At 73.9% G+C, this 20,753-nt stretch carries 19 protein-coding genes; 10 read left to right on the forward strand and 9 right to left on the reverse strand.

The annotated features are described in order from the left end of the window. The first annotated feature begins 1 nt into the window (after position 1). A complete protein-coding gene (locus LCD33_RS07330; protein WP_224956047.1) occupies positions 2-457 on the forward strand; it encodes an SRPBCC family protein in 456 nt (151 codons plus the stop codon). A 43-nt stretch (positions 458-500) separates the two neighbouring features. Here LCD33_RS07330 and LCD33_RS07335 read toward each other — a convergent pair whose 3' ends face one another. Further along, a complete protein-coding gene (locus LCD33_RS07335) occupies positions 501-1,289 on the reverse strand; it encodes an enoyl-CoA hydratase-related protein (protein ID WP_224956046.1) in 789 nt (262 codons plus the stop codon). A gap of 375 nt (positions 1,290-1,664) precedes the next feature. Between LCD33_RS07335 and LCD33_RS07340 the strand changes: the two genes are divergently transcribed. Both LCD33_RS07340 and LCD33_RS07345 read left to right on the forward strand, forming a co-directional pair. Further along, positions 1,665-1,832 (forward strand): DUF3117 domain-containing protein, encoded by a 168-nt coding sequence (locus LCD33_RS07340; RefSeq protein ID WP_009949794.1) that lies wholly within the window; start codon positions 1,665-1,667, stop codon positions 1,830-1,832. A 112-nt stretch (positions 1,833-1,944) separates the two neighbouring features. Further along, positions 1,945-3,543, forward strand: coding sequence for a M17 family metallopeptidase (locus LCD33_RS07345; RefSeq protein WP_224977646.1), 1,599 nt, complete (start codon positions 1,945-1,947; stop codon positions 3,541-3,543). A 58-nt stretch (positions 3,544-3,601) separates the two neighbouring features. Here LCD33_RS07345 and LCD33_RS07350 read toward each other — a convergent pair whose 3' ends face one another. Continuing rightward, positions 3,602-4,519: a LysR family transcriptional regulator gene (locus tag LCD33_RS07350; RefSeq protein WP_224956044.1), complete on the reverse strand. Its 918-nt coding sequence runs from the start codon at positions 4,517-4,519 to the stop codon at positions 3,602-3,604. A gap of 63 nt (positions 4,520-4,582) precedes the next feature. Between LCD33_RS07350 and LCD33_RS07355 the strand changes: the two genes are divergently transcribed. Then, complete coding sequence (locus LCD33_RS07355; RefSeq protein ID WP_224956043.1) at positions 4,583-5,809, forward strand: MFS transporter; 1,227 nt, start codon at positions 4,583-4,585, stop codon at positions 5,807-5,809. Here the strand turns inward: LCD33_RS07355 and tatB are convergent. The 4 genes from tatB to sigE form a co-directional block, all read right to left on the reverse strand. Beyond that, a complete protein-coding gene (gene tatB, locus LCD33_RS07360) occupies positions 5,788-6,201 on the reverse strand; it encodes a Sec-independent protein translocase protein TatB (RefSeq protein ID WP_224956042.1) in 414 nt (137 codons plus the stop codon). The two genes, LCD33_RS07355 and tatB, sit on opposite strands and share 22 nt — an antisense overlap. 104 nt (positions 6,202-6,305) lie before the next feature. Next, complete coding sequence (locus LCD33_RS07365) at positions 6,306-7,949, reverse strand: trypsin-like peptidase domain-containing protein (protein ID WP_224977647.1); 1,644 nt, start codon at positions 7,947-7,949, stop codon at positions 6,306-6,308. Positions 7,950-8,088: 139 nt separating this feature from the next. Further along, positions 8,089-8,841 (reverse strand): zf-HC2 domain-containing protein, encoded by a 753-nt coding sequence (locus LCD33_RS07370; RefSeq protein ID WP_224956040.1) that lies wholly within the window; start codon positions 8,839-8,841, stop codon positions 8,089-8,091. Continuing rightward, a complete protein-coding gene (sigE, locus tag LCD33_RS07375; protein WP_224956039.1) occupies positions 8,838-9,425 on the reverse strand; it encodes an RNA polymerase sigma factor SigE in 588 nt (195 codons plus the stop codon). The genes LCD33_RS07370 and sigE overlap by 4 nt, the downstream gene beginning before the upstream one ends. A 336-nt stretch (positions 9,426-9,761) precedes the next feature. Between sigE and LCD33_RS07380 the strand changes: the two genes are divergently transcribed. Further along, positions 9,762-10,388, forward strand: a complete 627-nt coding sequence (locus LCD33_RS07380; protein WP_224956038.1) for a class I SAM-dependent methyltransferase — start codon at positions 9,762-9,764, stop codon at positions 10,386-10,388. Between the two features lie 84 nt (positions 10,389-10,472). Here LCD33_RS07380 and LCD33_RS07385 read toward each other — a convergent pair whose 3' ends face one another. Next, entirely contained in the window at positions 10,473-11,609 is a 1,137-nt protein-coding gene (locus LCD33_RS07385) for an Mrp/NBP35 family ATP-binding protein (protein WP_224956037.1), read from the reverse strand. A 277-nt stretch (positions 11,610-11,886) separates the two neighbouring features. Between LCD33_RS07385 and LCD33_RS07390 the strand changes: the two genes are divergently transcribed. After that, positions 11,887-12,378 (forward strand): MarR family winged helix-turn-helix transcriptional regulator, encoded by a 492-nt coding sequence (locus LCD33_RS07390; RefSeq protein ID WP_224956036.1) that lies wholly within the window; start codon positions 11,887-11,889, stop codon positions 12,376-12,378. Positions 12,379-12,400: 22 nt separating this feature from the next. On the opposite strand, the gene LCD33_RS07395 is transcribed toward LCD33_RS07390, so the two are convergent. Beyond that, positions 12,401-12,925: a DUF1003 domain-containing protein gene (locus tag LCD33_RS07395; RefSeq protein WP_224956035.1), complete on the reverse strand. Its 525-nt coding sequence runs from the start codon at positions 12,923-12,925 to the stop codon at positions 12,401-12,403. After that, the gene (locus LCD33_RS07400) at positions 12,918-14,213 is read right to left on the reverse strand and encodes a magnesium transporter MgtE N-terminal domain-containing protein (protein ID WP_224956034.1); all 1,296 of its coding nucleotides are present in this window, start codon (positions 14,211-14,213) and stop codon (positions 12,918-12,920) included. The genes LCD33_RS07395 and LCD33_RS07400 overlap by 8 nt, the downstream gene beginning before the upstream one ends. 102 nt (positions 14,214-14,315) lie before the next feature. Between LCD33_RS07400 and LCD33_RS07405 the strand changes: the two genes are divergently transcribed. From LCD33_RS07405 to LCD33_RS07420, 4 genes are all read left to right on the forward strand, one after another. Beyond that, on the forward strand, positions 14,316-15,290 hold the full coding sequence (locus LCD33_RS07405) for a CoA ester lyase (RefSeq protein ID WP_255617149.1): 975 nt from the start codon (positions 14,316-14,318) through the stop codon (positions 15,288-15,290). A 134-nt stretch (positions 15,291-15,424) separates the two neighbouring features. Beyond that, entirely contained in the window at positions 15,425-19,114 is a 3,690-nt protein-coding gene (locus LCD33_RS07410; protein ID WP_224977648.1) for a patatin-like protein, read from the forward strand. An 8-nt stretch (positions 19,115-19,122) separates the two neighbouring features. Beyond that, entirely contained in the window at positions 19,123-20,133 is a 1,011-nt protein-coding gene (locus LCD33_RS07415) for a CPBP family intramembrane glutamic endopeptidase (RefSeq protein ID WP_224956031.1), read from the forward strand. 79 nt (positions 20,134-20,212) lie between these two features. Then, positions 20,213-20,740 (forward strand): general stress protein, encoded by a 528-nt coding sequence (locus LCD33_RS07420; protein WP_224956030.1) that lies wholly within the window; start codon positions 20,213-20,215, stop codon positions 20,738-20,740. Positions 20,741-20,753: the final 13 nt, after the last annotated feature.

A 20,753-nucleotide genomic window follows, 5' to 3' on the forward strand; every position in this document is an offset into this window, starting at 1 on the left:
GGTGGGCAACGCGCAGCTGCGGCTGGAGGTGCCGGTGCGCGCCGCACCGGAGCAGGTGTGGGCGGCGGCGACCGACTGGTCGCGGCAGGGCGAGTGGATGCTCGGCACCTCGGTGCACGTGGTCAGCGGTGACGGCGGCCTCGGCTCCACGCTGGCCGCGTTCACCGGGCTGCGCGGCGTCGGCTTCCTGGACACCATGGAGATCATCGAGATGCGGCGGCCGCTGTGCTGCCGGGTGCGCCACACCGGTGGCCTCGTGTCCGGCGAGGGCGGTTTCCGGGTGATCGGGCACTGCCAGGCCGACGAGTCGACCTTCGTGTGGTGGGAGGACCTGTCCGCGCCCACCGGCACCGGCGCGCTGTGGCCGGTGGTGCGGCCCGCGGTCAGCTGGGGCCTGCGGCGGTCGCTGGACCGGTTCGCCGAGTTCTGCCCGAGCTACCGGCCGCGCACCGGGTGAACCGGCGCGGGCCGCCCGACCGGCGGACGGCCCGCGGTGCGGCTCAGCGCCCGATGAAGTTCGGCGTCCGCTTCTCCACGAACGCGGCCACCGCCTCGCGGTGGTCGGCGGTGCTGCCCGCCTCGTTCTGCGCGCCCGCCTCCACGTCCAGCGCCTCGTCGAGGCCTTCGGCGGCGGCCGCCCGCATCGTCTCCTTGATCCGCGCGTAGGCGCTGGTGGGGCCGGTCGCCATCCGCGCGGCGAGTTCCATCGCCGCCTCGGTCGCCTGGCCCGCGTCCACCACCCGGTTGACCATGCCGATGCGCAGCGCCTCGTCGGCGGCGACCGGTTCGGCCAGCAGCAGCAGTTCCATCGCCCGTCCGTAGCCGATCAGCCGCGGCAACGTCCAGGACGCGCCCGAATCGGTCGACAGCCCCACGTTCGCGAAGGCCATCAGGAACTTCGCGTCCGCCGCGGCGATCCGCAGGTCGCTGGCGAACGCCAGCGAGGCGCCCGCCCCGGCGGCGCTGCCGTTGACCGCGGAGATGATCGGCTTCGGCATGGTGGCCACCGCTCGGATCAGCGGGTTGTAGTGCTCCTCCACCGTCTTCAGTGGACTGGGGTCGTCCGCCTGCAGCTGCGCGATGTGCTCCTTGAGGTCCTGGCCGGCGCAGAACGAGCGCCCGCTGCCGGTGAGCACCACCGCGCGCACCGCGTCGTCGGCCGCGGCCTCCCGCAGCGCGCCGACCAGCGCGAGCTTCAGCTCGACGTTGAGCGCGTTGAACGACTCCGGCCGGTTGAGCGTGATCAGTCGCACGCCACCGGTGTCGCGGGTCAGCAGTACATCGGACACTTCTCGCCCTTTCGTCGCCTGGGAGGTGCGGGCCGCGCCCGCCCTGACCAGCGCATCCACAGTGGACCGCGCACGGTCGGTGCCGGGTCGATCACGGAGCGCGGTTCCGGGGTGGTCCTGACTGGACGGTCGACCGGAAATGCTGCTGCCGCCGCACGACGCCCGCACGGGTGGCCGTGCGGAGAGCCGAAAAGCCCGGAAAACGCCCGCACGACGGCTGAGTCTGCCACCTGCCACGGGCATTCGACCAGCGCAACAGCGACACGAGTTGATCGGTTCGGTTTCGCGGCTGCGTCCGGATGGGGGAGAATGGAGCCGGACCCGGCTGGTTGTGGGCGATCAGTGGGTGGGAAGAGTTCACGGAGGGAGCACGCTATGGCGGCCATGAAGCCCCGGACCGGTGACGGTCCCCTCGAGGTGACGAAGGAGGGTCGCGGCATCGTAATGCGCGTCCCCCTTGAGGGCGGTGGGCGGCTCGTCGTCGAGATGTCGGTGGAGGAGGCAAAGAACCTGGGCGATGCCCTGGAATCTGCCACCGGCTGAGGCCGCTGCGCAAGCGATCGGCGTGCACCCGATCGTCTCACCGGCTCTGGCATCCGAGTTCGATGCCGGAGCCGGTGTCCGTGGAGTGGCCGAGACGGCCTTGTCTCTTTGAATGCGGGAAGGATCTCAATCCGTGTCCGATTCCTCGGTGTTCGGTTCGTCGCGGTCGCCGGAGCAGGCAGCGCTCCCGGTGATCCCGACGGCACTGGTCGAAGTGGACGTGGTCTCGCGGTGGCGGGACGGCGTGCCGACGGCGGTGCCGGTGTTCGACGGGGCCTCCGGGCCCGACCTGGCCGCCGCGGCCGAACCGTGGGGAGCGGACGTCTCGCTGCTCGAAGCGCTGGGTGTGACCGCGTCCGTGGGCGAGGTGCGCACCGTGCCGCTGCCGGACGGGCGGTTCGGCTGGGTCGTCGGGGCGGGCTCCGGCGAGCCCGGCCACTGGCGCGCGATCGGCGCGTCGATCGCACGGGCGGCGCGCGCCAAGCTCGGCGAAGGGGTCGCGTCGGACGACGATCCCGCCGACCTGGGCGACGCGGCGGACGCGGAGTACGTCCAGGTGCTGCTGCCCGCGGACGCCGACGTCGAGCTCGTCTCGGCGTTGACGCTCGGGCTGTCGCTGGGCGACTACCGGTTCCGGGTGTCGGCGGAACCGGCCGCGCCGCGGATGCGCAAGGCATTGCTGGTGGTTCCCGGCGGGGCGGACGCGGACGCGTTCCGCGTGGCCGTGGCCCAGGCGGAGGAGCTGGCCGCGGCCACCTCGCTGACCCGGGACCTCGCCAACGCCCCCTCGAACGTGAAGAACCCGGCTTGGCTGGCCGGTGCGGGCACCGCGCTCGCCGGTCCGCTGCAGGGCGTCACCGCGACCGTGCGCGACGAGAAGTGGCTGGCGGACAAGGGGTTCGGCGGAGTCCTCGCCGTCGGGGGCGGTTCGGTGAGCCCGCCGCGGCTGCTGGAGCTGGCGTGGCGTCCGGACGGCGTGAAGTCCGGCCCGCACCTGGTGCTGGTCGGCAAGGGCATCACCTTCGACACCGGCGGGCTGTCGCTGAAGCCCGCCGACGGCATGCACCTGATGCGCACCGACATGGCCGGGGGCGGCGCGGTGCTCAGCGCACTGCTGTCCATCGCCCGGCTGCGGCTGCCGGTGCGGGTGACGGCGCTGGTGCCGTCCGCGGAGAACCACGTGTCGGGCAGCAGCTACCGGCCCGGTGACGTGGTGCGGCACTACGGCGGGAAGACCACCGAGGTCGGCAACACCGACGCCGAGGGCCGCATGGTCCTGGCGGACGCGCTGGCGTACGCGGTGGACCGCCTCGAACCGGACTACCTGGTGGACGTGGCCACGCTGACCGGAGCGATGAAGGTCGCGCTCGGGCTGCGCACCGGTGGCCTGTTCAGCACCGACGAGCGGCTCGGGAAGGCGCTGCGGGACGCGGGCGAGCGGGTCGGCGAGTCCTGGTGGCCGATGCCGCTGCTGGAGGACCACGCGGCCGACGTGCGCGGCGAGCTCGCCGACGTGCGGCAGGCGCCGCAGGGGCCCGGCGGGATCACCGCCGCGCTGTTCCTGCGCGAGTTCATCGGCGACGTGCCGTGGGCGCACCTGGACATCGCGGGCCCGGGACGCGCGGACAAGTCCTACGACGAGGTCGTGCCGGGCGCGACCGGCTTCGCGGCCCGCACCCTGGTCGAACTGGCCGCCTCCCTCGCCGCGTGAGGTAGGCGCTGCTCCGACGATCCCGCGGTGGACCTGGTCCCCGCGGGATCGTCGCGCGTCAGGGCCGGGAGGTGGCGTGGTCGCGGAACGCGCGCACCACCGGCGGCGGGGTGCGGCCCGCGGGCCAGGCCATCCCCACCGTGCGGTGCGCGGCCGGGGACAGCGAGATCTCCACGGTGCCCGCCACCTCGCCACCGACGGCCCGGGGCAGCAGCGTGACGCCGAGACCGGCGGCGACCAGGCCGCGGAGCGTGTCGACCTCTTCGGCTTCCCAGCTGGGCCGCAGCGGAACATCGGCCGCCTCGGCGAGTTCGGTGACGATGTGCCGCAGTCCGTAGCCCGGGCCCATCAGCGCGAACTCCTCGGCGGCCAGCTCCGCGAGCCGCACCTCCGCGCGCTCGGCCAGCGGATGGGCGGGCGGCACCACCGCGACCAGCTCGTCGCGCGCCACCGCCACCGACTCCCACTCGGCTCCGGTCGGCAGCGGCGAGACCAGGCACAGGTCGAGCCGGCCGTCCAGCGCGCCCGCCAGCATGTCGTCCCTGGCGCCCTGCACGAGCCGGAACCGCACCCCGGGATGCCCGGCGCGGAACCCGCGGATCAGTTCCGGCACCAGGGCGCTGCCCATGGTGTGCTGGAAGCCGAGCGAGATGCGGCCGCGGTCCGGGTCCAGCTCCTCGACCACCTCGCGGCACCGGTCCGCCAGCTCCGCGTAGGCGTGCTCGGCCGCGGCAGCGAGCTGGGCGCCGGTGCGGGTGAGCCGGACCCCGCGCCCTTCCTTCGTGACGACATCGGTGCCGAGGCGATCGGCGATCCTGGCCAGCGCGCGGCTCACCGTGGGCTGCGGGACGCCGAGCCGCGCCGCCGCGCGTGTGAGATGGCCCTCGGCGGCGACGGTGCGCAGCAGGTTCAGCGTCGGGGCGAGATCGGCGGTGAGCTGGGCGGCGTCCAGCGGCAGCTCGGATTCATGCGACACGGCATGAATCGTGCCCTCCTCACGCATTGGACGCATTAATTAGCCCGGCTTACGGTCGCCCACGTGCTCACCGACGACCTGAACCGGATCCGCCGCATCAGGATCGCGCTGCTCATCGGCGCCCTGGCCCTGTTCGCGCTGCTCTACGCGCCGCAACCGGTGCTGCCCCAGTTCTCCGACGCCTTCGGCCTCGCGCCAGGCACCGTGGCGCTGCTGGTGTCGGCGGGCACCCTCGGCCTGGCGATCGCGGCGATCCCGCTCGGCACCCTGTCCGAGGTGTACGGCAGGCGGCGGATCATGGTCGGCTCGCTGCTGCTCGCCGAAGCGATCGGCGTGCTGCTGCCGTTCATCGGGTCTTTCCCGCTGCTGGTCGGGCTGCGGCTCGTGCAGGGGGCCGCCGTCGCGGGCATCGCCGCCGTCGCCGCCGCCTACCTCGCCGACGAGACGGGAGGACGGGACCTCGGCACCACCATGGGCCTGTACGTCGCGGGCACCACCGTCGGCGGCATGTCCGGCCGGCTGCTCGGCGGGATCGCCGGTGACTACGCGGGGTGGGCCGGTGGCGTCGCGGCCGTCGCCGTCCTCGGCGCGATCTGCACCGCCGGGTTCGTCCTGCTGCTGCCGCAGGAGCGCCACCAGCGGCGCCAGGAACTGCGGTGGAAGCCGCTGCTGGTCGGAGTGCGGGCCGCAGCCACCGATCCGGCGCTGCGGCCGCCGTTCCTCGTCGCCGCGCTCGGCATGGGGGCGTTCGTGGCCGTCTACAACGTGCTCGGGTTCCGGCTGGTCGAGCCGCCGCTGTCGGTGCCGCCCGCGCTCGCCGCGCTCGCGTTCCTGGCCTACGCGGCGGGCACCGTGACCTCGGCGGTCGCCGGCCGGCTGGCCGACCGGTGGGGGAGGCCCCGAGTGCTGCTCGCCGGGCTGGGCACCGCGCTGCTGGGGCTGCTGCTGATGCTGGCCGGGAACCTGGTGGTGATCCTGGTCGGGCTGGTCGTGTTCACCGGCGGGTTCTTCGCGGCGCACTCGGTGGCCAGCGGCTGGGTGGGCCTGCTCGCGTCACCGTCGGCGCGCGGCCAGGCCTCGGCGATGTACCAGCTCGCCTACTACGGCGGCAGCAGCGTCGGCGGAGTCGTCGGCGGCGTCGCCTACGCGGCCTGGGGCTGGAACGGGATGTCGGCCGTGCTCGGCTGCTCGATGCTGCTGGCCGGGATCGCGGTGCTGAGCGGCAGGCGCTCCGAGCGCCGACGGGCGAAGCCGGTGGTGGCTCCGGCTCAGGTCGCGTCGGAGTCGTAGGGCGGCCGCTCGCCCTGTTCCAGCGGGCGCTGCGGCTTCGGGGGCTGCGGCGGCTTCGGTGCGGTGGTGCCGCCGTTCGTCCCGCTCCCGTTCCCGTTGCCGTTCAGCGGCGGGTCGAGCGGGTTCTCCCCGTCGAACAGGTGCTTGGTGACGGCGCTGCGCGGGTTGAAGTCGCGGATGCCGCGCAGGTCCTCCAGCGGCTTGCGCAGCTCGTCGAACTCGGGGCCCAGTTCGGAGCGGAGGTGGTCCCTGGCTCCGGTCGCGTACTGCTTGACCTGGCGGATCGTGCGGCCCAGCCACGCGGCGCCCTCGGGCAGCCGGTCCGGGCCGAGGATGAACAGACCGGCGACGATGAGGACCAGGATCTCACCCCAGCCGATGCTGTCGAACACCTCGGATCACCTTTCACTCCCGTGCTTCGCGCTGCGCGCGCCGCCCAGCCTACCCATCGGGTGGTGCCCGGTGGAAACGCCACTTTTCCCAGAACTGCGCGCGATCAGCGCAGCGCCACGTCCAGCACGAGCTCCCGTCCCTGCCGCACCACCGTCACCGGTACGGTCTCGCCGACGCGGTGCCGGTCCACCGCCACCACCAGCTCGTCCGCGGTGCTGACCTTGCGGTCGCCGACCCGGATGATCACGTCGCCCTCGGCGATGCCCGCCCCCGCGGCGGAACCGCCGTCGCGCACGTTGAGCACCTGGGCGCCGTCGGTGGTGCCGTCGTTCACGGACTTGGCGTTCACGCCGAGGTCGGCGTGCGCGGCCCGCCCGGTGCGGATCAGCTCCTGCGCGATGCGCCGCACGTCGTCGATGGGGATCGCGAAGCCCAGCCCGATCGAACCGCCCTCGCCACCGGAGCCGATGGTGCGGATACCGCTGTTGATCCCGACCACCGCGCCGTTGCCGTCCACCAGCGCGCCACCGGAGTTGCCCGGGTTGATCGCCGCGTCCGTCTGGATCGCGTCCACCACCGCGTTGGTGTCGGTGCCCTCCCCGGCCAGCCGCACCGGCCGGTGCACCGAGCTGACGATGCCGGTGGTGACCGTGCTGGCCAGGCCCAGCGGAGAACCGACGGCGATCACCTGGTCGCCGACCGCGAGATCGCCGGAGCGGCCCAGCTGTGCCACCGTCGGGTTCGCCACCTCCACCTTGATCACGGCGAGGTCGGTCTTCACGTCCCGGCCCACGATCCGCGCGGGCACCCGGCTGCCGTCGCTGAACACCGCCGAGACGGTGGCCCCCGGCGTGTCCGCGGCCATCGACACCACGTGGTTGTTCGTGACGATGTAGCCGTCGCCGTCGATGACCACCCCGGAACCGCTGCCGCCCTGCGCGCCGACGTGCACCTCCACCGAGACCACGGCGGGCACGATGCGGCGGGCCACGGCGGACACCCCGCCGCTGGGCCGGTCCACGCCCGGCTCCACCTCGGCGAGCGTCACGTCCGGGTTGGTCAGCGGATTGCCCTCCTCAGCGGTGATCCGGCCGACGAAACCGCCGACCCCGGCCAGCAGCACGGCGACCCCGGCGAGCGCGGCCAGCGAGCGCGGCCGGACCCGGCGGCCGAACAGCACCTCGCGGGCGCTCAGCAGCGGACCGGGCCCGGGCTCGGGCGCCGCTTCCGGAGTGGCTTCGGGGACCGCGGGCGGGCCGATCACGGAGCTCGCCGACGGGTTGCGCCACGGGTCCTGGTCGCCGCGGTCGCTCCAGAACGAGGCGGGTTCGTCGGCCGGGTGAGCGGGCGGGGTCTCCCCGGGTTCGCGCTGCAGCGATTCGGCGGAACCCTGCGGACGGCCGAACGCCTTGACCAGCGCGTCCGGCGGGGGCGGGGCCTGCTCGACGCCGGGTGCGCGCTCGTCCGACCCGGGCTGGAAGCTGCCGGAGACGCCGACGGGCCTGCCGAAGACGGCGGCCTGGGCGGGATCGACCTCGGGGTGCCGCGGCGGCGCGTCCTGGGCCGGGCGGGAGACGTCCGCCGCGGGAACTCCGCGGGCGGGGGCGGTCGAACCCGGTCGCCACGGGTGCACCGCGTCGCCGTCGGGTGCGGATGGGACCTCGTGGCGCTGGTCGTCCTGCGGCCGAGCCTGATCGGGTCGCACCGGGTCGGATCCCTGCGCGGGTTTCCTCGGCTGCTCGCTCATCGCTCCCCGGGCCTGCGAAGTCGTCGACACATCGGCATGCGAGTGGATCACACGAGGGCGACCGCCCGCGCACCGGTACGTCCCCATCCTGCCCAGTGCCAGGTGAAGTCCGCGTAGGAGCGGGGCGACGGCCCGGTGATCAGGGCTGCGCGGAAGCGGAGAGCAGCGGCGCGCCGGATGGCGTCACCGGGGCGTCGGCGCCCGGCGTCGCATCGGACGGCGGCGCCGGCGTCGTGGTCGAGGCGGGCGCCTCGGAGGGCGGAGTTCCGCCTCGCTCGTCGAAGCGCGCCGAAGCGGGGATCAGCGCCGAGTCGTAGGCCTCGCCGGGCAGCGGCAGCGGCGGGCCCGCGTCGGTCGGTGGGAGCTGGTCGTCCGGAATGCTCACCAGCGCCAGCGCGCCGAGCACCAGCCCGGAGAACACGACCCCCGCACCCGCTCGCCTGCCGCGACCACCGCGCGGTTCATCATCGGGCCGGGTCGAGCCGAGCGGTGCGCTGGACCCCATCGGCTGCCTGCCACCGCCGAGGGGAGTGCTGGAACCGAGCGCCGCGCCGGAACCGAACCGGCCGGGGCGCGCGCCCGGGTTGACCGCGACGAGCTGCCCCTCCTCGGTCAGCGCGAGCCCGTCGGGCTGCGCGGGGAGTTCGGCGCTCGACGGTATCGACTGCAGGGCTTGCAGCAGTCCGGCGGACATCGACGGGCACGACGCGGAGCGCACCGCCGCCCGGGCCTGCCGTTGGGCGGTGGCCTCGGCCGCGCAGGCCGGGCACCTGGCGAGGTGGGCGGCCGCGCGGTCGTGGGCGCCGGCGGTCAGCTCTCCGTCCACGAATGCCACGAGCGCGTCCAGTGCGAGGTGCTGTTCGGACAGCCCCCACCCCCGCCGAACCGTCATGCCGAGTCCTCCCGAGCCTGCTCCCGCCTAGCTTCCAACGTGGCCTTCAACATCTGCCTGCCGCGGTGGATCCTGCTGCGCACAGTACCGAGCTTCACCCCGAGGGTGGTCCCGATCTCCTCGTACGACAGCCCTTCCACGTCGCACAGCACCACGGCCGCGCGGAACTCCGGCGGCACCTCGTCCAGCGCGGCCTGCAGGTCCGGGTCCAGGTGCGTGTCGTAGAACACCTGCTCGGGGCTGGGGCCGGTGCTGGGCAGCCGGTCGGTGTCCTCGGGCAGGCCCTCCATGCGCAGCCGGGAGCGGCGCCGGGCCATGTCCAGGAAGAGGTTCGTGGTGATCCGGTGCAGCCAGCCCTCGAACGTGCCGGGCTTGTAGGACGCCAAGGAGCGGAAGACGCGGATGAACGTCTCCTGCGTGAGGTCCTCCGCGTCGTGCTGGTTGCCGGTGAGCCGGTACGCCAGCCGGTACACCCGGTCTGCGTGCTCCCGGACCACCTCGTCCCAGGACGGCGGCGTCCACGCCGCCTCCGCGACGGGTGCGGTGGCGACGGCGTGCTGGTCGGCTCGAACGGCCGGACTCATCGACTGTGTTGGCATCGGACGAGAAGCCACCTCCTGCGGCGTGTGCATCCGGGGAACGAACGCGGCCGCCGGTTTGTTCCCCGGCGGAGGCCGGGCGTGGCCGGTGGGACGCGCGTTCCGCGTGCTGCCCTCGTTGCTGGGAGCGGCGGTCCGCTCCCGGTCGATACCCACTCTCGCGCGCGCTCGTGAGGGACGGATGAAAAGGCCCTGAGAGCAGCCTGAGAACCTGACGTTCACCTGATCGGCGCAAGATCCGACGTGATGCCGGAAACAGCCGTCTAACGATGTGCCGAACGGGGGCAACCGAACCGGCCGCTGAAGATAATCTTGCGCCTCGTGATACCCGAGACGTCGATCGGCACCGGTCCCCTGGACCGGCCGGGCAGCATGCTCGGCGACGCCCGCGGATCCATCGGGCACGCGGCCGACCCAGCGGAAGAGTCCATCGACGGGTCCGCGGGCGCCGCGCTGCGCTTCCTGGCGACCGTGCTGCGCGCGAAGTCCGTCGTCGAGGTGGGCTCCGGCACGGGCGCCTCGGCGAGCTGGCTGCTCCGCGGCATGGTGCCCGAAGGCGTGCTGACCTCGATCGACATCGACGCCGCCGCGCAGCACATCGCGCGCGAGGCGCTGGCGGCCGAAGGCGTCCCCCGGTCCCGCACCCGGTTCATCGCCGGGCTGGCCGAGCGGGTGCTGCCGAAGCTCACCGAGGGCGCCTACGACCTGGTGTTCGTCGACGCGATGCCGACCAAGTACCCGGCGTTCCTCGAACTCGGCGCACCGCTGCTGCGTCCGGGCGGGGCCATCGTGTTCGCCGGGCCGGTCGACGCCGCGCAGCGGCAGGAGCCGCGCGCCCAGGCGCTGCGCGAGCTGACCAGGGCGGTGCGCGCGGACGAGTCGCTGGTGCCGGTGGCGCTGCCCGTCGGCGACGGCCTGCTGGCCATCGCCCGCACCGAGCAGTCGTGACCGCCGAGCAGCGGTGACCGCGCGAGCGCAGCGACCGCGGTGAGCCCGCGCGGCGGCGACCTCTCCTGAACGCTCGCGGATCGATCAGGCCGGGGAGACCGACAGGAGTTGACCGGCGAGGCCGCGGGCGCGGGTGGACAGGCGCTTGGCGACGTCGGTGAGCACCTGCGCGGCGGGCGACTCGGGGGCCTCGACGACCAGCGGAGTGCCGCTGTCGCCCGCTTCGCGCAGCCGGGTGTCCAGCGGCACCTGGCCCAGCAGCGGGACCTCCGAGCCGACGGCGCGGCTCAGCGAGTCGGCCACGATCTGGCCGCCGCCGCTGCCGAAGACCTCCATGCGCTGCCCGTCGGGCAGTTCCATCCAGGACATGTTCTCCACGACGCCGGCGAGCCGCTGCCGGGTCTGCATGGCGATGGCGCCCGCGCGCTCGGCGACCTCGGCCGCGGCCTGCTGCGGAGTGGTGACGACGAGGATCTCGGCGTTCGGGATGAGCTGGGCGGTGGACAGCGCGATGTCCCCGGTGCCGGGCGGCAGGTCCAGCAGCAGCACGTCCAGGTCGCCCCAGAAGACGTCGGAGAGGAACTGCTGCAGGGCGCGGTGCAGCATCGGCCCGCGCCACACGACGGGCGTGTTGCCGGGGGTGAACATGCCGATGGAGATGACCTTCACGCCGTGCGCCTGCGGCGGCATGATCATCTTCTCGACCTGGGTGGGCTTGCCGCCCGAGCCGAGCATCCGCGGGACCGAGTGGCCGTAGATGTCGGCGTCGACCACGCCGACCGACAGCCCGCGCTTGGCCATCGCGGCGGCGAGGTTCACCGTGACGCTGGACTTGCCGACGCCGCCCTTGCCGGAGGCCACGCAGTACACGCGGGTCATCGAGCCGGGTTCGGCGAACGGGATGCGGGGTTCGTCGGCGTTGCCGCGCAGCTTCTTGCGCAGCTCGGAGCGCTGCTCGTCGCTCATCACGTCGAGCTCGACGGTCACCGCCCGCACGCCTTCGACGGCACCGACCGCGGTCTCGACCCGCTGCGTGATCGTCTCCCGCATCGGGCAGCCCTGGACGGTCAGGTACACGCCGACGGCGACCGCGCCGTCCTCGACGGCCACGGATTTGACCATGCCGAGATCGGTGATCGGCTTGTGGATCTCCGGATCCTCGACCTGGGTGAGGGCCTGGCGGACGGCCTCTTCGGTGGGAGCGGAGTGCGTGCTGGTCACGGTTGCGGTGACACCGACCCTTCCTGCGGCTGTGCTTGCCCTCGATGCTACGGGCCGACCGTCGATGTTACGGGCCGGTAGCTCCGGGAACACCGGCGAGGTGCGCAGCGCGTGACGGCCCGCCGGGGCGTCCGGATCGCGTCCGCGGGTGCGCTCGGAGGTGGCGGAACAGCCCTGTGCGCTGGTTTATTCCAGGCACCGGCCCCGACGTGCTCACATCTGGGAAATGCGGGGGCGCTTCGCATTCGTGTGACTGCCCTCCGTAGTATCACTCATCGTGACCGAGACGGGTCTTGATCGATTACCCACTCGTGGCGAGCTGCTGGCCTATCGAACCTTCCTGCGCGCGCACGCCCGCGTCACGCGCTGCCTGGAAGGAGATCTGATCGCCGAGCAGCGGCTGACGCTGGCCGCCTACGACGTGCTGCACGCGCTTTACGAAGCGCCCGAGCGCAGGCTGCGCATGACCGAGCTCGCGGACGCCGTGCTGCTGTCCAGGTCCGGCGTGACGAGACTGGTCGACCGCCTGGAGCGGATCGGTCTGGTCAGTCGCGTCCGGGTCGATTCGGACGGCAGGGGGGTGCTCGCGGTGATCACCGAGGCCGGCGAAGGCCGGTTGCGCACCGCATCCAGAACGCACCTCGGTGGAGTGACCCAGTACTTCCTTTCGGTGACCGAGCCGCGGGAGCTGGAGGAGTTCGCCCGGACCTGCGAGAAGCTCGCCGCCGGCGGCGTTCCGGCCCCGCCGGGGCAGCGCGCCCAGGCCTGATCGCGCGTTCGCCGCCGCGCGATCACGCGTCCTCGCGGCCCTCCGCGCCCTGGCGGCGGCGCCGCGCGCCCGCGCTCTCGGTGCCGGGCAGCTCGTCGCGCAACCGGTCGAGCTCGCCGCGCAGGTAGTCGCGGGTGGCGACCTCGCCGATCGCCAGCCGCAGCGCGGCCAGCTCCCGCGCCAGGTACTCGGTGTCGGCCTTCGTCTGCTCGGCCCGCGCGCGGTCCTCCTCCAGCGACACCCGATCCCGGTCGTCCTGCCGGTTCTGCGCCAGCAGGATCAGCGGCGCCGCGTACGAGGCCTGGGTGGAGAACGCCAGGTTCAGCAGGATGAACGGGTACGGGTCCCAGCGCAGGCCCACCGCGAACAGGTTCATCGCGATCCAGCTGATCACGAACACCGTCATCCAGAACAGGAACTTGCCGGTGCCGAGGAAGCGGGCCACGCGTTCGGAGATCTGGCCGAACAGCTCCGGGTCGAAGTCCACGGTGAACCGGCGCGGCATCCGGGGCTGGTCGAGCCGCCGCCGGGACAGCAGTTCAGGCATCGTCGCTCGCTTTCGGTGCGTCCGGGGAGTTCCGGTCGTCGGGCAGCCCGCTCTCCCGCCAGTTCTCCGGCAGCAGGTGGTCGAGCACGTCGTCCACCGTGACCGCGCCGATCAGGTGCTCCTGGTCGTCGAGCACCGGACCGCACACCAGGTTGTAGGCGGCGAAGTAGCGGGTCACCTCGGCCAGCGTCGCCGTCGGCGGCAGGCTCGCCAGGGTGGTGTCCAGCGCGCCCGCCACCAGCGTCGACGGCGGTTCGCGCAGCAGCCGCTGGATGTGCACGCAGCCCAGGTAGCGGCCGGTGGGCGTCGCCGACGGCGGGCGGCAGACGAAGACCATGCTGGCCAGCGCCACCGGCAGCTCCGCGTTGCGCACCATCGCGAGCGCCTCGGCGATGGTGGCGTCCGGGCCGAGGACCACCGGCTCCGGTGTCATCAGGCCGCCCGCGGTGTCCGCCGAGTAGGCGAGCAGGCGCTTCACCGGGGCGGACTCGGCGGGCTCCATCAGCTCCAGCAGCCGGTTCTTGTCCACTTCGGGCAGTTCGGCGAGCAGGTCGGCGGCGTCGTCGGGGCTCATGGCCTCCAGCACGTCCGCGGCCCGGTCCTCCCCGAGGTGCCCGATCAGGTCCTTCTGGTCGTCCTCGGGCAGTTCCTCCACGACGTCGGCGAGCCGTTCGTCGTCGAGCGCCTCGGCCACCTCGTAGCGGCGCTTCGCGGGGAGTTCGTGCAGCGTGCTGGCCACGTCCACGGCGCGCATCGTGTCCAGCAGGGCCAGCAGCTGCGCCACGCCCTGCGGCCGGTCGGTGAGCTCCGCGGCGGCGAGCCCGGTGATCTGGTCCCACTCCACCACCTGCACCGGACCGCGCCTGCCGAGCCGCCCGGTGCGCTCCCGGACCGCGAGCCTGCTGATCCGCCAGTCGCGGGTGCGGGTCTGCTCCAGCGCCGCGTCCACCAGCACCGCCGAGGCGCCGGTGGCGGCGAGGGTGACCTTCGCGTCCAGCAGCTGCCCGAGCACCAGCACCTCGTTGGGCCGCTGGTGGAACTGGCGGGTGTTGACCGAGCCGGTGGCGAGGGTGACCGCGTTCGGCTCGACGCGCACCACCCGCAGCATCGGCACGAAGATCCGCCGCCGCGCCGCCATCTCCATCACCAGGCCGAGGATCCGCGGCGGCTGCCCGGCGGCGCGCAGCCCGGCGACGACGTCGCGCACCTTGCCGATGGACTCGCCGTCCGGGCCGAACACGGCGAGCCCGGCGACCCGCGCCGCGAAGACCCTGGTTGTGGCTGCCACGCTGATCAGGCTAGTCGCCGGGCCGGTGCCGGGCAGTCGCGGCGACCGGGGTCACAGCCGGTGCGGTGCGGGCCGTGGTAGAGAGCTGGGTGCCCGTGCCCGATGAGGAGGTTCCCCGTGGTCGATCGCCGACGTGCCCGCCGCAGCTGCCTGGCCGTTCCCGGTTCCAGCGCCAAGATGATCGACAAGGCCCGCGGACTGGCGGTGGACTCGTTCTTCCTGGACTTGGAGGACGCCGTTGCCCCGCTGGCGAAGGCGGAGGCCCGCGGCCGGGTCGCGGCCGCGCTGAACGAGGGCGGCTGGGACGGCAAGATCCGTTCGGTGCGGGTCAACGACCTCACCTCGCAGTGGACCTACCGGGACGTGGTGGAGGTCGTGGAGACCGCCGGGGAGAACCTGGACACCATCGTGCTGCCGAAGGTGTCCACGCCGGACCACGTGCGCTGGCTGGACCTGACGCTGACCCAGGTGGAGCGCGCCACCGGCCTGGAGGTCGGCCGGATCGGCGTCGAGGCGCAGATCGAGGACGCGCGCGGACTGGCCGAGGTGGACGCCATCGCATCGGCATCGCCGCGCGTCGAAGCGCTGGTGTTCGGCCCCGCCGACTTCATGGCCTCGATCGGCGTGCGGTCCATGGTGGTCGGCGAGCAGCCGCCCGGCTACGACGTGGGCGACGCCTACCACTACGTGCTGATGCGGATGCTGGTGGCGGCGCGGGCGCACGACGTGCAGGCGATCGACGGACCGTACCTGGCGATCAAGGACGTCGAGGGGTTGCGGCGGGTCGGCGGACGCTCGGCGGCGCTGGGCTTCGACGGCAAGTGGGTGCTGCACCCGGCGCAGGTGGACGCGGTGAACGAGCTGTTCTCGCCGCGCCAGGCGGACTACGACCACGCGGAGAACGTGCTGGACGCCTACGAGTGGCACACCTCGGAGGCGGGCGGCAAGCGCGGCGCGGCGATGCTCGGCGACGAGATGATCGACGAGGCCTCCCGGAAGATGGCGCTGGTCATCGCGGGCAAGGGCCGCGCCGCGGGCATGTCCCGCACCGACCGCTGGACCCCGCCCACCGGGTGATGACCTGCGCCGCACCGCCCGTGTGGGCGATCCCGGGGCCGGTGCGGCGCGGTACGTTCTGATCAACAGTGATCGCCGGAGCCGCCGCTGGACGAACCGGCCCCGGCGTGCGGGTCGACCGAGGGGGCGGCGACGTGGCGGATCAGGAACCGGTGGGCGAACCGGGGGAGCGCGAACCGGACGCGGTGTCGCGGACCGGCGCGGAGAACGACCAGGAGCTCCGGCTGGCGCTGGCGATGCGCGGCGGGGCGAGCCTCGCGGTGTGGATCGGCGGTGCCGTCGCCGAGATCGACCTGCTGCGCTGCGCGACGTCCCGGTCGGACCGGCCGGCCGTGGACCGGGCGGCCGCGGACCGGGCGGGACGGGTCGAACCGCCCCGGGCGGAGCGGACCGATGTGGACGCCGAGCACCCGTGGGCGGCGCTGGCCGGGCTCGCCGGCTACGACTCGGTGTCGGTGGACGTGCTCGCCGGGGCGTCGGCGGGCGGGCTGAACGCGACGCTGCTGGCCGCCTCGATCGTCTACGGCATGCCGTTCGAGGACATGCGCGAGCTGTGGGTGCGGCTCGCCGATCTGGAGGCGATGAGCCGCGCGGTGCCGAAGTTCTGGCACCGCAGGCCCGATTCGCTGCTGGAGGGCGACGACTACTTCCGCGCCGAACTGGCCCGGCTGATCACCGAGCTCACCCCGCATCCGCGGGACGCCCGCAACCTCGGGTCCCGGCTGGACCTGCTGCTCACCGCGACCCTGCTGGACCCGGTGCTGGAGCGGCACTTCGACGGCCGCTCCGGGCCGCTGGTCGAGCAGCGCCGCACCGCCATGTTCCGGTTCCGGCACCGCGGTCGCTCCGGGCAGCCGCTGTCGGACTTCGGCACCGGCCCCGACTTCCCGGCGACCGCGCTGCGGATGGCGCAGGCGGCGCGCGCCACCTCCTCGTTCCCGTTCGCGTTCGAACCGGCGCAGGTGCACGCGAGCATCGGCGGGGCACCGGCCGGACAACCGGACATGCTCGGGGTGTTCTCCGAGACGACCACCGATCCGCGCCCGTACCGGGTGATCGACGGCGGGGTGCTGGACAACATCCCGGTGACCGCGGCCGTGGAGGCGATGGCCGCGGTGCCCACCGAGCGGCCCAGCTCGCGCTGGTTGCTGTACCTCAACCCGGAACCGGAGACGGTCGGCGAGGGCAGGCCGCTGAGCAGGCAGCTGGCGCTACCGGTGGCCTCCACCGCGATGAGCGCCCGCATGTCGCAGGAGTCGCTGCTGGCCGACATCCACGCGCTCGACGAGCACAACGCGGCGGTGCAGCGCACCGAACTGCGCCGCAGGTCCGTGTTCGCGCCGCTGCTGGCCGCCGCCCCCGCCGTCCGCGAAGCGGAGCTGCTGGCCCAGGCCGCGCGGGTCGAAGCGGAGTACGCGGTGGTGCGCGCGGAGCTGGACGCCCAGGCGGTGGTGCGGCTGCTGGTCGAACCCGCGGGCAGCGAGGACGGCAGGCTGCTGCCGCCGGTGGTGGGCGAACCCCTCGAAGGCTGGTCCCCGCAGGTCCGCACCGTGCTGGGGCGTCGGCTGGGCGACGGGCTGGCCGGGCTGGCGGCGGCGGAACCGGGGCGGGTGTTCGACGACGTGCGCGGGCTGCACTCCGGGGTGCAGGAGTGCCTGGACTGGGCGCGGGACATCGGCCGCTGGGCCGAGGCGGAGCAGCTGCCGGTGATCGGGCGCTGCAAATCGGAGCTGTACCGGCTGCGCACCTTCGCCCAGGTCCTGGAGGGCCACGCCGACCGGTACTGGGTGGACGGCGCCCGGCACGAACCGATCGTCGAGCTCGGCGAGATGTCGGACTGGGTGCTGCGGGTCGCCGACCGCCGGGACCGGCTGCAGCACCGGCTGCCGTCCCCGGTGCGGCCGCTGCTGGGCGCGGTGCTCGACGAGGTGGACCGGGGGGAGCGGTTCCAGCGCGCGCTGGAGGAGTTCGCCGCCGAGCTCTCGTCGATCGCCGAGTCCTCCGGCGCCGACGCGGTGCCCGAGGACGAGCACGGGGTGGACGCGGTGGCGGAGGCGCGGGTGGTGCTGCACCGCATCGCCGACCGGCTCGCCGCCGCGGCTCCGCCGCGCGGGGACGGCGAGCGGTCCGGGGCGCGCTCGCCCGGGCACGCCCCGGAGCGCACCGCCTCCCCCGAGCAGGTCGGCTACGCGCTGCTGGAGCGCACCGAGCGGCGCGCCGCCGTGCTCCGCGCGCTGGTGGTGCTGACCGCGCCGCTGGACGTCGGCCGTTCGCCGGGCGACCGGATCAACCTGCTGCGCGTCGTCAGCGATGCGCGCTCCCCGCTGCCGTTCGACGCGCTGCGCACCGGCGGCGAGCTGCACGTCGAGGACAAGGTGCGCGGTGGCGACCTGGGCAACTTCGGCGCGTTCCTGTCCGCGCGGTGGCGCGCGAACGACTGGATGTGGGGGCGGCTCGACTCGGCGTCGGCGCTGGTGGGGCTGCTGCTGGTCCCGGCGCGGCTGCTGCGGCACAGCGGCGGCCTCGGCCCGGAGGGCATCGCGGACCGGCTGCGGGAGATCGTCACCACCCCGACCCGCGCGGAGCTCGGCGACGCCGCCGGTTCCGAGCGGTGGCGGGCGTTCCTGGCCGAGCTGTGGGAGCGGCACGCCGACCAGGTGCGCGCCGAGCTGGCGGCCATGTTCGCCGACCCGGTCGACGAGCACCCGCTGACCCGCACCAAGGAACTCGTCGTGGAACGGCTGCACTGGACGATCGCCGCCCAGGAGGTGCCGTTCGTCGCGACCGTCGCACCCGGCGCCGACCCGGGCGAGCCCGCGCTGCCGGACATCCCCGAACCGGAGCCGCTCGCCGACGAGGTGCGGCGCTACTCGGTCGGCCGCGAGCGGGTGGCGGACCTCGGCGAGCCCCGGCTCGCCTCGATGGCGACCCGGGCCGGGCTGGTGGCCTACCGCGCGGTGCGGCCGGGCACGGCGGGCGTGCTGCGGCTGCTGGGGCGGGTGGCGACGACCGTGGTGAAGCCGGTGCTGCTGCTGGCGGTGCTCGCGGTCGCCGCGCCGCGCCGCGTGGCGCTGGCGGCGTTGCTCGGCGCGACGGCCGTGGTGCTCAGCGGGGTGGCCCCGGCCGGATCCGATGCGCTGTTCCCGCGGGAGGTCTCGCTGAGCTGCCCGGCCGTGCCGCCGGCGGATCCGGACGGCACGACCTACTGCATGGGCTGGTACCCGGGCGCGTCGGCCGGGGACCGGATCGCGGTGCTGCCGCCGGACTCCTCGGCGGTCGCGGCGCTGCGGCCGTTCACCTTCGATCCGTTCCAGATGAACGCGGGTGTGCTGCTGGCGCTGATCGTGGTCGCCGCTTCCGCGCTGTGGCTGGGCTTCCGGTCGCTGAGCCGGGGCCGGGGCGCGGCCCGCTGGCTGCCTGCCGCGATCACCGCGGTGGTGGTGACCGCGGCGGTGGTGTGGATCGCCGACACCGGGCTGACGCTCGGACCGCAGGGGCTGGTGCTGACGGCCGTGGCGGTGAACTTCCTGCTCTCGCTGGGGCTGCGGCCGTGGGGCCGGGCCGTGGCGGCGCTGCTGTCGGCGGCCGTGTTCACCACGGCGCTGTGGCTGGTGGACCCGCCGGTGGGCGAGGTCGGGTGGCTGGTGCCCACCGCGATCGCGGCCGCCTACGCGCACATGGTGCTGCTGTCCACGGTGGACCTGCTGCGGCCCCGCCCGCGCCCCGAGCACGGCGCCGAGCGGTCCGGGACGGCGGGCGGCACCGGTTCCGCCCGATCGGAGGTGGTTCGCGGCGAACCGGCCGCCGGCCCCCGAACACTATGATCAGCGAGGTGAGCGACTACCCGGCCGGCCCGGTGCAGGCAGGCGTCCCGTACCAGCTGCTCGCCCGCGACGCCCGGCACCGCTGGTGGCGGCCGCTGGTGGCGCTGCTGGTGTTCGCGGTGCTGGCCTTCGTGCTGCTGCTGGTCGCCATGCTGGTGCTGGCCGCGTTCGTGCTGTACCCGGCGGGTTTCGGGGACGTGCGGATCGCGGCGCTCGTGCGGGACCCGGAGTCGGTCGAGGCGCTGGTGCGGGATCCGTTCGTGCTGCTGTTCGTCTCCTTCGGGGCGCTGGTCTCGCTGATCCCGGCGGCGGTGCTCACCGCGCTGTGGGTGCAGCGGCGCAGCCCGCGGCAGCTGATCGGGGTCACCGGCCGGTTCCGCCGGCGGTGGTCGGCGGAGTGCCTGCTCGCCGCCCTCGCGGTGTTCGCCGTCGCGTTCGCGGTCTCGGCGCTGCTGACCTGGGTCACCGGGGGTTCGTTCGGCCCCGGGTTCCCCGGCTGGGCCGACTACGGGCGGGTGGCGCTGCTGGCGCTGGTGGTGGTGCCGGTGCAGAGCGCCGCCGAGGAGTTCGCCTTCCGCGGGTTCCTGCTGCAGGCGGTGAGCGCCTGGTTCCGCACCCCGTGGCCCGCGATCGCGCTGACCTCGCTGCTGTTCCTGCTCGGCCACGGCTACACCGATCCGCTGGTGTGGTGCCAGCTGCTGGTGATGGCGGTGTCGATGTGCTGGCTGGTGGTGCGCACCGGCGGCCTGGAGGCGGCGATCGCGCTGCACGTGGTGAACAACTCGCTGAGCCTGCTCGTCGGCGGCCTCGGCGGGGTACCCGGGGTGGAGCAGGCCGGGGACTTCCCCGTCGGCGACGTGCTGCCGTTCATCGCGGCGATCCTGGCCTACGCCTGGTGGGCGGATCGGCGGGCGGCGCGCCGCGGCGCGTGGAACGTCACCGGCGGCCGGGTGGAGCTGCGGCCGTGGTCGCTGCGCCCCGCCACCCAAGACGATCTCCGGCCCGAGGTGTCGGGGTAGCCTGGAGGTGGGGACGATAGGGGACGAATCGGGCTCCTGCCGGTCCCGCCAGGAAGTGCGCTCCACGGAGGTGTCAGCGGTGTCCTACCCGTTTTCCGGCTCGGCTCGGCCGGCGCCGGGTTCACCGAGCAGCATGCCCACCCCGCCGACGGGGTGGCCGATCGGCTCGTACGGCACGTACGAGGAGGCGCAGCGCGCGGTCGACCACCTGGCCGGCTCGGACTTCCCGGTGCGGGAGGTGACCATCGTCGGTGTCGACCTGATGCTCGTGGAGCGGGTCACCGGCAAGTTGACCTGGGGCAAGGTGCTGGCCGGTGGAGCGGCCTCCGGGGCGTGGATCGGGCTGCTGATCGGCCTGGTCATGAGCATCGCGTCGCCGCAGGGCACCGGCGCGCTGAGCTCGATGCTGGCCGGACTGGGCGGCGGCATCCTCATCGGCGTCGGGTTCGCCGCCGCCGGGTACGCGGCGATGCGCGGGCGGCGGGACTTCTCCTCGGCGAGCCAGCTGGTCGCGGGGCGCTACGACGTGCTGGCCCAGCCCCGGCACGCCGAGCACGGCCGGAACCTCCTCGCGCACCTGGCGATGCGCCCGCAAGCGTCCCCGTGAGCTCGTCTCTCCG

This window comes from Saccharopolyspora sp. 7B, from assembly GCF_020177435.1.
Classification (GTDB): domain Bacteria; phylum Actinomycetota; class Actinomycetes; order Mycobacteriales; family Pseudonocardiaceae; genus Saccharopolyspora_C; species Saccharopolyspora_C gregorii.